Source organism: Streptomyces sp. NPDC005820, assembly GCF_040630255.1.
GTDB lineage: Bacteria > Actinomycetota > Actinomycetes > Streptomycetales > Streptomycetaceae > Streptomyces.
The window spans coordinates 39,042-54,352 of the sequence record NZ_JBEXXE010000046.1; the positions used below are offsets into that span (position 1 = coordinate 39,042).

A 15,311-nucleotide genomic window follows, 5' to 3' on the forward strand; every position below is an offset into this window, starting at 1 on the left:
CCTGTTGAAGTGGTACGTGATCGGATACCTCCTCCTGGTTCCCGTCGTCGTTCCCGGGTTCATGGCCGCGCAGTCGCCTCCGCAGCACGTCGGCGGGGCTGCGCTTCCGATCCTGGCGGGGATCTCCCTGCTGACCGCGGTCGTTGTGACCTGGGTGGCCGGCCGCGGCCAATCATCCTTCCGATGGTGGCTGCTGCTTGCCCGTACTGCCGTGCTCCTCGGTCTGTGCGCGGCAGCGGTGGCGGTCACCCGGTCCCAGGTGGAGCCGGGGGCGCTGCGCGCCACGATGGAGGAACCGGCGGACCCCTACGCGAAGTGGATGGTCACCTCGATGCTGGAGATCCCGGCGGCGGGGCTCACGGCCATGGTGTTCTTCCTCCTCGTACGGTGGTGGGGCCGGAGGTACTTGGCGCTGCCACCCCGGGTCCGGCAGTACGCGGACAGGCCCGGCAGGCCGAGCCGGCCGACCGTGCCGGAGCCGGGCGAGATATGGCTGGCCATGGTCCCCTACCGCGAAGGCACCGGGGAGGAGTCCCAGCACTACTGCGTCGTGGTGAGCTGCCACGCGCGCCATACCGGCGTCCTGCAGATCACCAGCCAGAACAAGGACGCGCGACGCGACCACATCCGGATACCCAACGACGGGTGGGACGAGGTCTCCGGCAAGGAGCACTGGATGGAACTCGACGTCCCTCTCCGAGAGGTGCCGTACGAGAAGTTCCTGACGGTCAGTCCCCAGGGCCAGTGCCCCGTGACGACATGGGAGCAGATCCGGGCAGCGCACGCGACGGAGTTCGCGGACCAGCCGGATCAGCCGGATCAGCCCGACCAGCCGGACCAGCCGGAACCGGCCACGGTTCGGGAGCCGTTGACAGGATGGAGAAGACTGACGCGGCACGTGCGCTCCAGCTCAACACCTTGAGGTGGACGGGCCAGTGCAGGTGGATCAGTGAAACCACGCAACCGGATACCCAACCCTCGTCCCCAGCGTCATCACCGGCCCTGATCGTCGTAGGCGTCGGCTACGGTCCGAGCCATGACGGGAACAGACGACGACCTCTTTCACGCGGTCAGCCCTGCGCACGGCGCTCGGCCTCTGGAGCAGGTTGCGAGGATCCGCGCCCTGCTGGCCGAGGGCGCCGAGGTGTCAGCGCCTGACGAGCAGGGTGCCACCCCTTTGCACCGGGCGGTCCAGGCCCCTTACCAGGACAGGGACCCGCTGCCGTCGCTGGAGGTGGTGCGTGCTCTGCTGGAGTCGGGTGCGGATGTGCACGCCCGCGACCGGGTCGGGGTCACGCCCGCCGCCCGGGCCGTCCTGCTCAACGACACCGCGCCGCAAGCCGCCGTCGACCGGTCGGTGGCGGTACTGGAGCTCCTGGTCGAGCACGGCGCCCGCCTCGACGGACCCTGCGGGGACGTCATGGGTGGTTCGTTCGCGCACCACAGCACCACCGCCACCCCGGTCTACGCCTTCCTCCTCGATCACGGTGCGCCGACGACGGACACCGACAGCCTCGGCAACACACCCCTGCACGCCACCGTGAGCTCGGCCCGGCCCCAGCTGGTGGGACTCCTGCTCCAGCGCGGCGCCGACACTTCTGCCGTCAACCAACTCGGACAGACACCGCTGGGTATCGCACTGAACCTGGACCAGCGCAACGACCATCAACGACGCGCCCGGTCGCAGATCGTGCCCCTGCTGGAAGCGGCAGGGGCACCCGCACACGTCCGCTACCCCCACACCGAGGGCGGACCCCTGCCCATCGACATGCACGCGGTACGCCGGGCCGCAGCGGAACTGCGCGCCCAAGGCGAGGACGACCCCAGGCTGCGACGGCACCTGGACGAGACGTACGACAGCTACCAGCACTTCATCGACGCACTGAAACGCGACTGCGGCCCCGACGGTTTCGTGTGGCTACTGAAGCTCTGCCGGAGAGCTCTCGGCAACACGGGCACAGCCCGGACCCTGGTGGGCGAGCAGGAAGTCCGCGCTCCCTTCTTCCACCACGGCGACCTCGCCGTCAGGGGAAACCTTCAGGTGATGCGCTCCTTCGTGGTCACCGGCTCCCTGACCGTCGAGGGCTGCCTGGCGGACTCGCGCCCCGCCTCGGGCATCGTCATCGGCGGAGACGTGACGGCCCAGGCGGTGTACACCGATGGCGACATGCACGTCAGCGGCGACATCGAGGCGGACATCGTCTACGGCTACTACAACGACCACACCCTTGAGGCACGCACCATCCGGGGACGTCTGGTCATCGCGGACGACCACGATGTACAGGCCGACGTGGAAGCGGAGCACCACTTCGACATCGACGACTATCAGCAGGGGTACGGCGAAGGCGTCCAGGAGTACCTGCACGCCCTCCTGGTGGACGAGGTGTTCACCAAGGACGACGGGGACGACGAAGCCCAGCTGGACCCGGGCACGCTCTTCTCCCGGCTGTGGGAAGGAAAGCCCGTCTTCCGGCCCACTGACTGACCGGCCGGCAAGAGGGTGCCTCCGGACATCCGACGTGCGCGCTCACCGGCCACATCAGGTGGGCCCGGTAGCCCCGGTAGCCCCGGCCGTCGGGTCGTTCAGCTCGAGCCTGGTCTGGAGGACGGCGAGGGCGGCCCGCGAAGTGACGCCGGTCTTGCGGTAGATACGGCTGAGATGGGATTCGACCGTGCGGGGACTGAGGAAGAGACGGGCGGCGATGGCCGGGGTGGTGAGGCCGGCGGCGACCAGGGCGGCGATCTCGCGTTCGCGGGCGGAGAGGCCCGGGTTCGGGACTGGAGGCTGGGTCGGCGGCACGGGGTGCACGAGGGAGTGGATCGCGTCGGCCAGGCCTGTCAGTTGATGCGCGCCGCCGGTCACGGCGAGCTGTCGGGCGCGTGTCCACATGGCGCGGCCGCGGTCCGGATCGCCGGCGGCGGCCAGGGGTGCGCCGAACAGCAGGCTGAACGCTTCCCACAGCACCGCTCCCCCGCGGGCCGTCCTGTCCACAGCCTCCTCGAACAGTTCAGCGGCCGCTGCCATGTCGCCGCCGGCGGACAGACAGTGGGCGGTGCTGCGCAGCGCCGAGGCCTGCTGCGACGGCAGGTCCAGCTGCTCCGCCTCCTTTCGGGCCCGCTCCGCCCAGGTCGCGGCGGCATCCGTGTCGCCGGTCAGGATGGCGGAGTTGACTAGGATCTCCAGGATGAGCGGGCGCATGGACGGGTGAAGTCCGTTCAGGTCGTCGCCTCCGCCACGAAAGACCGCGGCCCGGGCGCGCTGCGGATCACCGGCGTGCATCGCCGCCTGGGCAAGCACGCACCAGGCGATGGACGCCCACCAGTTGGTACGCGTACCCGCTGCGGCGACGGCTTCCTCGGCCACCACCAGTGCGGCCTGGTCACCGGGCGGGAGGGCGAACAGCTGGGCATACGCCTTGTTGGTCAGAACGAAGGCCAGCAGTTCGTCGCTGCCGATGCCGCGGGCGATCGTCTCGGCCTCGTCCGCGAGTTCCACGGCCGAGTCCAGTCGCAGGGTCTGGTGATGGACATATGACTTGCACAGCAACAGGTGCGGCAGGACGTAGAGCCGGCCGCCGCGCCGGGCGATGGCCAAACCGCGGTCGGCGTGCCGTTCGGCATCGGTGTACCGCTCAAGGAACGCCTCGGCCCAGCCGAGCCGGGCCAACGGCTCGCACAGACCCGCGAGGTCGTGATCGGTAAGGGCGTCGACCAGCGCGGCGGCCCGGTCGGTGGCCTCCCGTGCGGCAGCCATGTTGCCTTCGTACGTCTCCCCAAGTGCCGCGATCGACAGGGCGCCCGCCTGGGCGACCTCATCGCCCAGCGACCGGGCCAGGTCGAGGGTGCGGGCCACGTCGGCTCGCATCTGCGGGTAGGAGGTGGCGTGCGGCGCGGACGAGCCCAGTTCCAGGCCGAGTTCCACCGCGTCGGCGTCGGACGGGCCCGGTGTCCGGGAGAGTTCGCGACGCAGCAGAGCAACTGCCTCGGCGTACCGCCCGATGTGACGCTCCATCACCGCGCACAGTGTCACGGCAGAGGCCCGCACGCTTCGCTCCGCCCCAGCCTCGTCGGGCGGTGACATGGCGATCACCTCGTGCAGCAGATCCCGGCTCTCCCGCAGTCCTCCGCACACGCCCAGGGCGCGGGCCCGTCGCAGCATCAGATCGCGGCGCAGCGTGGCGTGTTGCGGCTGGTCGGGCAGGTGGGTGAGGGCGACGCCCAGCCAATGGGCGCTGCTCGCGGGTGCGGTGGAGGCGGAGCGCTCGGCCGCTTCGAACAGTACGGCGACGGCCTGCGGGTCCCATCCGGTCAGCGATTGCTCGACGTGGTGGGCGCGTTCGGTGGCGGGGGCTCCGGCGGCGGCCAGCGCGGCCGCGGCGAGGCGGTGCATCCGCGTGCGCTCCAGGGGCTGGGTGCTCTCGTGTACGACAGCCCGCAGCACCGGATGGCGCAGCGCCCACCGTCCGCCCGGCCCGGGACGTAGGAGATCACGCTCGACCAGCGCTCCCAGGTCTTCGTCGACCTCGGCCTCGTCCCGGCCGCTCACCACAGCCAGCAAAGAAGCACTGCCACGGTCACCCAGGACGGCCACCGCCTCGGCGGTACGGCGCTGCGCCGCGGTCAGCGGGGTCAGTTCGTCCAGCATGACGGAGCCGAGCCCGGCTGAGAGCAGTAGGGCGTCCTGCCCGGCGTTCCGTCCTGCTTGTCCGGCCTGGAGGAGGGCGAGGAAGTACAGCGGATTGCCGTCGCTGGCGGCGTACAGCTCGGCGGCCCGGCCAGGCTGCATGCCGGGGGCCAGCCCGGGGGCCAGTACCTCGACGCACGCCCGTTCGGCGAGGGGTCCGAGGGTCAGCCGCAGCACCGTACCCATGTCGATGCCCCGGGTGAGCGCGGCGTCCAGGAAGGCCGTCGTCTGACGGTTGCGACGGGTCACGACGATCACGACGGGGGCGTTCGGGGGATGGCGGACGAGGTGGTCGAGGAGTTCCAGGGACGCCGGGTCCGCCCAGTGCAGATCGTCCAACGCCACGACGAGCCCGGAGCCGGGGCTGCTGCGGGCGATCCGTACGAGCAACTTCGCGATGGAGCGCTGCAGCCCGAACCGGTCGCCGCGCCCGTCCGTGGCACCCCGATCCGTCAACTCCATGTCGTGGTCGGCGAGTGCGTCACTGAACGGCTGGTAAGGGATGTGCTGTTCGTACTCGGTGGCCCGGCCGCGCAGTACCGTCATCCCCCGGGCCTGTGCCCGTCGGCAGAACTCGGCCATCAACCGGCTCTTGCCGATGCCTGCGGTCCCGGCGAGGTCCACGACGGAGCGGCCGCCGTCCCCCTCGAGCGTTCGATCGAGCACCGCGTCCAGAAGTTCCAGCTCCGTCGCCCGGCCCACCAGCGGAGTCACATCACCACCTGACCTCCCCATGGCCAGGCGGCCGTCGGGGACATTTCTATGACGATCTTACGTAAGTCATGCCCGGCAGAGCCGAACCGACCGGACACCACCGGTCATCCGATACCGCCGACCCGACGACCGCTGTCCTGACGCACAGCCCTGCCGCCTTCACACTCAGCCACTGAGCCGCAGTTCCAGATCGGTTCACGGCTGCGGCCCTACCAGTTTCCGGCTGCGTCCTCATCGACAACCCGAACCTGAATGAGGCTGTTGAGCGCCAACTGTTGCAGGCGCAGGAGTCGCTCTACGAGCGGGTTGTCGATCGCGCCCCATGTGGAGCGCGTTGATCGTGGGATTGTCCGGATGGCACAACCCTGCCGCCCCAAGCACGCCTGTGACCTCACGGCAGATCGGGACCCATTTACACAATCGCTGCACGCATGGCCACCACACCGAACGCCACAGACCCGAGCTGACCGGCAGCACCGAACATAAAACCAGGTCACAGCCCTGTGAACCGAAACGCCCACCGCCACTCGATCCCAGACCTACGCATGGCGATGCGTAGACCACAGGTGCCCGATTAGCCCGGATTCCAAGGTCACTCGAAACAAGAAACCCCAGGTCAAAGGCCCGACCTGGGGTTCACCACAGAGCCGCCTTCGGGATTCGAACCCGAGACCTACGCATTACGAGACCGTGAGCGTTCGTGTTGCCTGGTACCCCACCGTGCTGTGAGGTGACGTTCTGCCTGATCAGAGAATATGCGGCTGATTAGTCTGTGCTACCTCGTATTACGTCGTCCAAAGGCGTCCGGCCACCGGCTGGCCACCGACAGGGACACCGCTGACGACAAGAAGCAAGACTACCCAGGTTGTGGGCCTCCCACAGTGTCTCCTGCGCGTCAGCCTCAACTGCAGTCGAGACACCCGTGACGCAACGACGCGACCGCGGGAACCCGGCCTGTCGGTGCAGGACCCGCGCACGAAGGAACGCGACCCTGCCTCGGCTGCAGGTGATTGCCCTGACTGACTACGCCACCGACCTCGACGAAATGATCCCGAGCAGCCACACGAACGTCAGCAAGGAAGGTGCGCGACAGGCGTGAACGACGCGAGCACCGCCCGTCCTCCTCCGTCTCCCGCGTCTACTGGGCGACGACCCACTTCATGACCCGACGCCTCGCCGGCGCGAACGCCGCCACCAGGCGCGAAGCGCAGGCGGTGGCGACGTGAACATCCAGCCCCTGCTCGACGCCCTGGCCCTCCAGGCAGACGCCGCCGGGGCCCTGGCCGGCGACCTCCGCGCACAGATCGACGGCCTGCAGACCCGGTTACGGGAGGCCGAGACACACCTGGAGCACCTCGCGATCACCCGCAAGACCGTCACCGGCCTCGCCGACCGGCTCCCAGCCGTCGTGCCCGACTCTGCCCGAGCATCCGGACCACCCCCGCATCCCCGCCGCCTTCAACCACGCGACCGGGCCGCTGCGGGCCAACGACGTCTGCGAAGCCCTCGGCCACGAACTGCAGCCGAAGAACGTCGAAGGCACGCGCGCCAAGCTGAAACGCCTGGTCAAAATCGGGATCCTCACCGAGGCCGACACCGGCAACTTCGCCAGGAAGCAACAGCCGACGCAACCTCCATCAGCGACCTTGCTCCAACCTCAGCCGGAAACGGACATCACCCTACGAACCGCCCACTCACAAACCGGCCATGCCGACCCACGCCATACCGCCGATACCTTTGCTCTGTCACGAGTGGTAGAGCACCCGCACAACCATCGTGTCGGCAGGCAGACCGTCCAGGCAGGCGTTGAACATTCGCTCGTACTCGGGGCCGCCGCCCTCCACCCACCGCCCGTCGAGGGTGAGCAGCGCGGGGGTGGGCAATACGGCGGCCACATGGCGGGCCACGTACGTCTCCAAGTCCACGTCGAAGTGAAGGACGGGGTCGGAGGTGAACCGCTCCTCCAGAGCGGGGTCAGCCTCGATCGCCTGGATGAGGGGCTGTTCCCGGAAGGCCGTCACGGCCGCCTCCCTCGCACGTTCGGGCTCCAGGGCCCTGGCCCGCTCGGCGAAGTGATGGAAGGGAAACGCCGGCGGGTAGCAGTCTGAGAATGCCTGGTACGCCATCCAGGTGTCGCCCGCGCGGCGGGCCTCGGCGGCGCGGGGCGTGTCGAGTTCGAGGATGCCGCGCGGGCCGCCGTGGCATCGGGAAGGGGGCAGGTCCTCGGGGGGGTCGGTCCAATCGTCGTGCCGCACGAGTCGGGGGTCGTCCTCGTGGCCGGGCAGCACGTCGAAGAGACAGCCCGCTCCGGAGATGAACCAGTAGCTCCACTCCCCCACCCAGTCCGGATGGGGACGGTCCTCACGGTCGTACCAGAAGGGCGCCATGGCCTGGCCGATCGCCTGCTTCAGCCTGTCGGGGCCGACGGGCGGCAGACAGACGGTGATGCGCTGTTTGCCCATGGTGTTCCCTCCTGTGGTGCAAGTCCGCGCTCGGTGCGGGTGGTGCGATGCGCGGCGGCCCACCTTGGCAGGCCGCGCCGGTCAGGCGGTCGGCGGGGGGCCGCACGAGACGACGACGTCGTCGCAGCCGCGTTCCAAGGTCTTCCAGCCCTCCCAGATGAACGTCAGGTCGCCGAGAATGCCGGCGCCGTTCATCAGTTTGCCGCCGAGACCGCCGCCGCGTTTACCACCGCTGCTCTCGCCACCACCTCCACTGGTCCTGCCGGTGCCCGAGATGCTCCCGCCTCGCAGACCGCCCGACATGTGGGTGTCGAACATTGTGGAGCCGGGCTTCCCGTCACCTGCGAAAATTACTCGGACATTGGCGTTGCCGACGAACTTGTCCGCGACGGCCTTGGCCTGTTCCATGCTGTTGGCGACGAAGACGACCCTCTGGCTCTGTGTCTTGCCCTCTGGGTCGAGCTTGTTGTTGATGGTCTTCTCGATGTCACCGACGGTCTTGGAGTCGTGGCCCCGCGTCGACTCGTTGGCGTCCCAGGTCTCCACGTCGACGATCTTGCCGTTCTTCCAGGTGACCTTGATGAAGTCGGCCGTCGTGCCGGCCACCCGGTGGTTGCCGTTCGCGTCGTGGACCAGGCCCTTCTTGGGGACCACTCCCGCGTCGTCCTGCCAGAGGTACTCACTGCCGTTGCCCGTCTTCGGGTCGTACAGGTTGAGCGACGAGCGCAGGTCGTCGTTCATGAATTGAATGGCGACGCGTTCCGACTGGATCTTTCCGGGCGAGCCGACGGTGTGCGGAACGCCTCGCTCGTCGTAGATGACACGGTAGGTCTTGTTGTTCTTGGTGACCTTCACGTCGGTCAGCGCCTTGGTCGGCTTCACGTCGTCGTTCTTGGCTCTGACGATGCGGCCGCCTTCGCAGACGGCGGTGCCTTCCCAGCACTCGATGGGCTGGAGCCCGTCGGGGTCGCTCTTGGTGATCGGGTTGTTGTTGGCGTAGGCGTAGCCGTTGATCTGGAGCGGGTCCGCGAAGTCGACCACGGGGTCGGCGGAGAGGAAGCGGCCGGTCGACTGGTCGTACTCGCGGGCCCCGATGTGGGTGAGCCCGGAGTAGGTGTCGTCGATGCCGGTGCCGAGGTAGCTGCGGGCGTTGGGCCAGTCCTCGGGCCGGGTCCCGCGCGTCTCGCCGTACGGCTTGAAGGCGCGGCGGATGACTGCCTGGCCGGTGCTCTGCTCCACGGAGGTGGTGGCCGTACCGACGGTGTCGTTGAGCAGGACGCTCAGGACGTGGTCGGAACCACCGTTCTTGCTGACACGGACGACGGAGGGGGCGCCGGGGTGCTGGTAGATCCTGCTCGCCTTGAGCAGATTGCCCTTGGGGTCCGTGGTGACCTCGGTCTCGCCCAGGAACAGGGTGGTTCCGGCCGCGGACTTCTGCAGGATGCGGTTGCCGCCCGCGTCGTAGACGTACGTGGTGCGGTCGGCGAGGGCCCACTGCTGTGCGGCGCCGGTGGCGCAGGTGACCACCTGGAGGTCGGTGCCGTCGGTGTCGGTTCCGCCGGGTACCGCCAGGCACTTGCCGGTCGCGGCGTGCACGAACGCCTTGTCGGTGGTGCGCAGGGTGAACTTCTGCGTGGTGCTGCCGTTGCACGCGGCGAGCTGGACGAGGGCACCGTTGACGGTGGCGCACTTGCCGCGGATGCGCAGGGTGTCGCCGGTGGTCTGCCACGCTTGCGCGGGCGTGCTGTTGCAGCCGTGGAGCTGGAGCGGGGTGCCGTCGGTGAGGGTGTTGCTCTGGAGGTCGATGCACTTGCCGTTCAGGCCGGTGATCGGCCCGGATCCGTCGCCGGCGCCGGTAACGGAAGCGAGCTTGTTCTCGGCGTTCCAGTCCAGGATCTGGTCGCCGCCGGTGAGGTGGCGCTCGGTGGTGTTGCCGGTGGCGTCGTTGACGTAACCGGGGTCGGTGCCAGTGGGCCGGTCGACCTTGTTGAGCAGGTGGGGCTGGGTGAGGGTGGGGGCGCTCGTACCGTTGCCCGTCACCGTCTTGCCGTAGCTGTAGGTGGTACGGGCGTCCAGGGCCGAGTTCGCCGGGTCGTGCTCGGTGAGGGACGCCCGGTTGCCGACGGCGTCGAAGGTGAAGGACTGGTAGTAGGAACCGGCGGCGGTGGCGACCGACCCGGAGGCGGGGGCCGCGGCGTCGAGGGACGCCTGCATCTCGGCGTCGGGCGCGGCGGCGTCGGTGACGGCGTCGGGTGCCTCGGCGACGGGTCCGGCGCTGCTCTGGCCGTCACTGCGATAGCCCCAGGCGGTGCCGGAGGCGGACTTGCAGCCGGTGGCGGCGGTCACGGCGAGGCCGGATGTCCAGGCGTGGACCAGCTCACCGAGGTAGTCGTAGGTGAAGCACTGGTTGTCCCAGGTGGACGTGGCGCCGTCAGCCTGCTTGCGGGCCGCGGATGTGAGGTTGCCCGCGCGGTCCCAGGAGTAGTAGGAGTCGGAGATCCTGTGCGAGGACGCGGTTTCACGGTCCCAGACGGTCCGTTGGAGTCGGCCGGTCTCCTGATCGATGAAGTTGGTGGTCCACACCCGGTAGGGCTGGGGCCCGCTGACGGTCCGCAGCGGCTCGCCGTACGCGGAGTAGGTGACGTCCGAGGTGTACCAGCTCAGGCCGGAGGTGGACTCGGCCAGACCGTCATCGTTATAGCGGGTGATGACCTTCTCGGCGGCGAGACCGCCGATCGCGGGCACGCTGACGGAGAGCTGCTTGCCGCTTTCGGTGTACGCGTAGCGGTAGGTGTAGGTGCCGGCGAGCTTGGGCCCCGCCTGGGACGGGACGACGATCTCACGGGTGGTCGGGCGGTACTTGTCGTCGTAGGCGGTGACCCGGTCGGTCCAGTCGGCGCCGCCCTCGTGCCGGGTGGAGCTCGCCGCCTTGCCGAGCGCGCCCGGCAGGTCGTATGTGAAGGACTTGACCGGGTCAGCGGTCGTGGAGCCCTGACGGACGTTCAGGACACGCCCGATCGCGTCGTACTCGGTGTACGTGGTGCGCTGGAGCGAGTCGGTGGCGCTGGCCTGCCGGCCGAGCGCGTCGTAGGTGAAGGAGGCGCTGCCGATGTCGGGGTCGGTGGCCGAGGCCAGCAGACCCCGGGCGTTGTAGCCGTACGTCCAGAGGTTGCCCGCGTGATCCTCGATGCGGGTGCGGTTGCCCCGCGCGTCGAAGGAGTAGCGGGTGGTGCGCCAGTCGTCCTGGGCGGGGTTGGTGGAGTGGTCGACGCGGGTGATCCGGCCGCGCGCGTCGGAGTAGGCGCGCACGGCGGGGGCGGCCCCGCCGGCCGGGCGGGAGATGGTCCAGTTGTCGCCGTACTCGACGGTGTCGTACCAGACGGGGCTGCCACTCTGCACGGTGGTCTTGCGCACCGGGCGGCCGAGGCCGTCGTAGGTGTTGCGCACCAGATTGGGCACCAGGGTGTCGCTGACCCGCTTGAACTGACCGGTCTCCGGCTCGCCCTTGGCGAGATAGGAGCCGGTCTGCTCAGAGACGAGTCCGTGGTCGTCGTAGCGCGTGTCCTGGACGATCCGGCCGGGGCCGTGGGCCTCGTCCTGCGTCTGCACGGGGCGCATCAGGCCGTCGTACACGGTCACCTGGCGGCCGTAGCCGCCGTTGTCCTTGAGGGAGCGGACGGTGACGGCAGTGGGCCGGGTGAGGGTCGGGCTCGCGGTCGCCATCTGGTAGTCGATGAGGACGTCGGGCGTCGCGGCGTCGGCCGACCAGCCTTTCACCAGGCGGCCGAAGGCGTCGTACTCCATGCGCGAGACGTGCCCGTTGGCGTCGGTCACCGACAGGGCCAGGCCGCGGCCGGGGTCGAGGGTGGTGGTGGACGTGTGCCCCATCTGGTTGATCTTCTTGACCGCTGTGACCGGGCCCCCGGCGTCGCCAGGGGTGTACTGGGTCTCCGCGACGCCCTTGAGCGGGTCGGTGATTTTCCGCACGCGGCCGAGCGGGTCGAACGTGCTGGTCATGACGGTCGAGTAGGCGGAGCCGTCGTCGTTGAGTGTCGCCGTGGTCGTGGCCAGGCCTTTGGTGGGCGCCGCGCCCCAGGCCCCGCCGTCGTAGCTGGTACGGACGGCGCTCATCACCTGGGTGGCCGGGTCGGCGGTGGTGTGGTCGGCGCAGGAGGTGGAGGTCGTGCGGATCTCCTTGGGCAGGCCGACGAGGTTGGCCGCCTCGTTGACGACGTAGAGCGTCTTGACGCAGCTCTGGTCGCTGAGGGTCTCCCCGCCGCTGCCATTGGGTTTGACCACAGCCGACTCGACCTGCTGCGGCAGTCCGTAGACGTCGTCGACGACGGTGGTGGTACGCACACCCTGCCAGCTGCTGCCGAGAGTCTGCAGGGTGTCGCTGCGTTCGAAGCCGCTGCGGTAGGCCGTCAGCGCAGTGAGATCGCCGTCGCGCTGCCGGGAGGCGGTCTGCTTGGCCCAGGGCCGGTTCAGGACCCGGGTGGCGATCTTGCCGCCGGTCCCGGTGTACGTGATCGTCTCGGCGGTCATGCCCGCGTAGGGGGCGATGTCGTCGGCGGCCAGGGTGACGGTGCCCGTGGAGTCCTTGACCGGGCCGCCGGCACCGCGGAAGTAGCGGGTGACCGAGTACGACTGGGTCTGCGGGCGGCCCGGGGCCGGCGAGATCTTGTTGCCCTTCGAGGTGGCCACCTGCTGGTAGCCGCGCCACTCGCTGTACGTACGCAGGGCGGGCTTGTTGAACTCGTCGTCGCTCTTGCCCCAGGCGGCGCCCGAGTAGTCGTAGCGCGTCGACATCCGGGCGGAGACGCCGGTGATCCGGTCGGTCTCGGTCACGGTGTGGACGACGTATTTGTTGAACCAGGCCAGCGCGGGCTTTTCGACCTCGGCGTCGGGCGACCAGCGGACGGGGAAGCAGGTGCCGTGGTTGTCCTCGGGGGCCACGCCGGGCTGCACACGGCAGCCGCCCTTGTACGTGACCTCGATGTCCGCGCCGTGTTCGGTGGCGACGGCGCCGATGCGCGGCCGGGTGAAACCGGGTCGCGGGTCGGAGGAGCTGCGGGGCACCAGGTTGGGCAGCTGCTGGTCCTTCAGGTACGTGCTGAGGGGGTGCGCGGAGCCGGTGCCGACGACGTACGGCTGGAAGCTGACGCCGGACTTGGTGAGCAGGGTGCCGCTGGTGTCGCCGGGGCGGAAGCCGTAGCGCTGGATGGAGTTGAGCCACAGGCCGGGCGAGGTGTCGTACCAGTCGCGCGGGAAGGACTGGTCGAGCAGATAGGTGTCGACCTTGGACAGGCCCGCGACGCCGGGACGCTGGGCGTAGGTGGTGATGCCGCCGAGCCTCAGCCGGTTCCAGAAGGAAGGGAAGGCAGGGCACAGCTTGGAGTCGCTCTTGCAGTTCAGGTTGCCGGGGCTGTCCCACCAGGGGCGGTAGGAGGCGGGGTTCTTGGTGTCGTCGAACTTCGCCGAGTCGCAGACCGTGGTGTCCTGGAGGCAGCGCTGCCAGAGCAGGAAGTCGATCTTCGCGGCCGGGGTGGCGCCGAGGGCGTCCTCGCGCAGTCCGTACTCGATGGAATCGGGCAGACCCCCGCGGACGTACTTCTCGGGCGTCTTGAACTTCTTGTTGACAGCGTAGTAGTTCGTCGACTGCAGCCAGTTGACGACCATGACGTTGCCGTTGACGTCGGTGACCTTGTCCAGTCCCCAGTGCCATGCCTGCTGCTTGGTGGTGTCGCCCTGGCAGCGGGAGTCGGCGAAGGAGGTCGCGTGGCAGGGCTCACCGGGATGGTTGCCGAAGACGGGGACGGTGAAGACGGACTGCGTGTCCGCGTGACCGCCGCCGATCTTGTTGAGACCGTACGTGTAGACGGTGCCGTCCCGCATGGTGACGACCCAGTACTCGCCGTTGTTGTCGCCGTTTGCGGCGCCGGTCTTCAACTCGACGCGGGTGCCGTCGTCGTGCTGTGGGCGGTAGCGGTCGGTCTCTCCGATGCGGACCAGTTCGGTCGTGGCGCCGCCGAGCGACATCACGGCGTTGTAGGAGACCCAGCACAGGTCGGAGGTCTTGGCCTTCTTCGCAGCGTTGTTGGCGGCCCCGGCCGCAGTGGCTTCACGGTCGTCCTTGCACGTGCGGTAACGGCGCTCGATGTAACCCGGGTTGTAGTCCCAGCCCTCGCCGATCCACGATGCCTGTGGCGAGGAGGTGGACGTCTTCGCGTCCACGCTCTGCGAGTTGTAGTCGAAGGAGATGTCCGGTGCGGGACCGGCGGGCGTGGGCGGAACGTCGATGGGATACGACCAGGTGAACGCGCCGGACGAGCCGCCCGCCGACCACTTGCCGTTGGACTCCAGCGGAGTCGCCTTGAAGGAGCCGCTCTCGCCCGCGCCGGAGTCGACCGCGCCGATCACGGCGCTGTCACCGCCGGCCGCCGCCTGCCTCGCTCCGCTGCGATAGGCCGCCTGGACGGCGCCGGTGCCGGCTGCCGGGGACGCGGTCGACGAGGCGGGTGTCACCGTGCTGTCGGCGGCGGTGTCGACAGTGGCGGTCAGGGTCTTGGCGTTGGTGTCGTTGACCGTCTCCAGCTCCTCGTAGGCCCGGCACTCCTCGACGTCGGGGGTCGTGCGGTAGCACTCGGGGAACTGCACGAAGGTGAGCCGGGAAGCCCAGTCGGCACCGTAGAGGTTCTGGTACGCCTTGTAGTCGAGCTGCACCGAGACGGGCACGGAGCCGGTGGCGGGGGCGGTGACCGTGACGAGCGCGCCGTCGATGCCGTCGGCCTCGGGGGCGGTGCGCGGGGAGACACCGACCTGCCAGGTTCCGGTGGGCAGGGCGGCGCCGGGGGCCTGGCCGAGCTTCACGGGCAGGGTGCCGACCGGTTCGAGAACGGCGGTACCGGTGGTGGCCCGCAGGCTGGCCTGCCGGGTGCCCGCGGCACCGAAGGTGACCGTGTCGGTGCCGCCCGTGGGCGGGGTGGCGGTCCCTGCCGGGGCCTGCTCCAGGTCGGCGGGCGGGGCGGCCTCGATGCTGTCGAGCCCGGCGTTGTGCGTGTTGCCGGCCACCCGCTGCTCAGTCGGGATCTCCTCCAACGACACGTCCTCACGGGCGACTTCGGCCGCCTCGGGGTTCGGCGGCTGGGCGACGGCCGTCAACGGGGTCAGTCCCACCAGCAGGACCGCGCCGACGACGGGCGCCAACGCTGAGCGCAGGGGGCCACGGCGCGCGGACAGGAAAGCAGGCACGAACAAAATCCCCCCGGGCGACAGAAGGCCGCACCCGGGCAGTGCGCAGGTGCGGCCAGCGAACGGGCTGATTCTGTGGGGCACTTGTGAAGAAAAACCAGACACCCTGTTGTCATGTGATGGTCATCACGGACATAAATCGGCCTAACCTAAAGCCAGTCGCGGCAAAGAGTCACCGATGCCGCCGATCAGGCTCATGG

Annotated in this window: 6 protein-coding genes; 3 read left to right on the plus strand and 3 right to left on the minus strand. The window is 69.2% G+C overall.

Going from position 1 to position 15,311, the window contains the following annotated elements; genetic code table 11:
- Positions 1 to 4: 4 nt before the first annotated feature.
- On the plus strand, positions 5 to 922 hold the full coding sequence (locus tag ABZ464_RS40765; protein WP_359286712.1) for a hypothetical protein: 918 nt from the start codon (positions 5 to 7) through the stop codon (positions 920 to 922).
- A 114-nt stretch (positions 923 to 1,036) separates the two neighbouring features.
- Positions 1,037 to 2,485 (plus strand): hypothetical protein, encoded by a 1,449-nt coding sequence (locus ABZ464_RS40770; protein WP_359286715.1) that lies wholly within the window; start codon positions 1,037 to 1,039, stop codon positions 2,483 to 2,485.
- 54 nt (positions 2,486 to 2,539) lie between these two features.
- On the opposite strand, the gene ABZ464_RS40775 is transcribed toward ABZ464_RS40770, so the two are convergent.
- Positions 2,540 to 5,419 (minus strand): AAA family ATPase, encoded by a 2,880-nt coding sequence (locus ABZ464_RS40775; protein WP_359286717.1) that lies wholly within the window; start codon positions 5,417 to 5,419, stop codon positions 2,540 to 2,542.
- Between the two features lie 1,061 nt (positions 5,420 to 6,480).
- On the opposite strand from ABZ464_RS40775, the gene ABZ464_RS40780 reads away from it, so the two are divergent.
- The gene (locus tag ABZ464_RS40780) at positions 6,481 to 6,624 is read left to right on the plus strand and encodes a hypothetical protein (protein ID WP_359286718.1); all 144 of its coding nucleotides are present in this window, start codon (positions 6,481 to 6,483) and stop codon (positions 6,622 to 6,624) included.
- A gap of 519 nt (positions 6,625 to 7,143) precedes the next feature.
- On the opposite strand, the gene ABZ464_RS40785 is transcribed toward ABZ464_RS40780, so the two are convergent.
- The gene (locus tag ABZ464_RS40785) at positions 7,144 to 7,860 is read right to left on the minus strand and encodes a hypothetical protein (protein WP_359286721.1); all 717 of its coding nucleotides are present in this window, start codon (positions 7,858 to 7,860) and stop codon (positions 7,144 to 7,146) included.
- Between the two features lie 81 nt (positions 7,861 to 7,941).
- Positions 7,942 to 15,111, minus strand: a complete 7,170-nt coding sequence (locus tag ABZ464_RS40790; protein ID WP_359286723.1) for a ricin-type beta-trefoil lectin domain protein — start codon at positions 15,109 to 15,111, stop codon at positions 7,942 to 7,944.
- Between the last annotated feature and the right edge of the window lie 200 nt (positions 15,112 to 15,311).

Bases quoted from the DNA above. Each gene is read 5' to 3' on its own strand.
- ABZ464_RS40770 (WP_359286715.1), top strand. From the start codon at position 1,037: ATGACGGGAACAGACGACGACCTCTTTCACGCGGTCAGCCCTGCGCAC.
- ABZ464_RS40775 (WP_359286717.1), bottom strand. From the start codon at position 5,419: ATGGGGAGGTCAGGTGGTGATGTGACTCCGCTGGTGGGCCGGGCGACG.
- ABZ464_RS40785 (WP_359286721.1), bottom strand. From the start codon at position 7,860: ATGGGCAAACAGCGCATCACCGTCTGTCTGCCGCCCGTCGGCCCCGAC.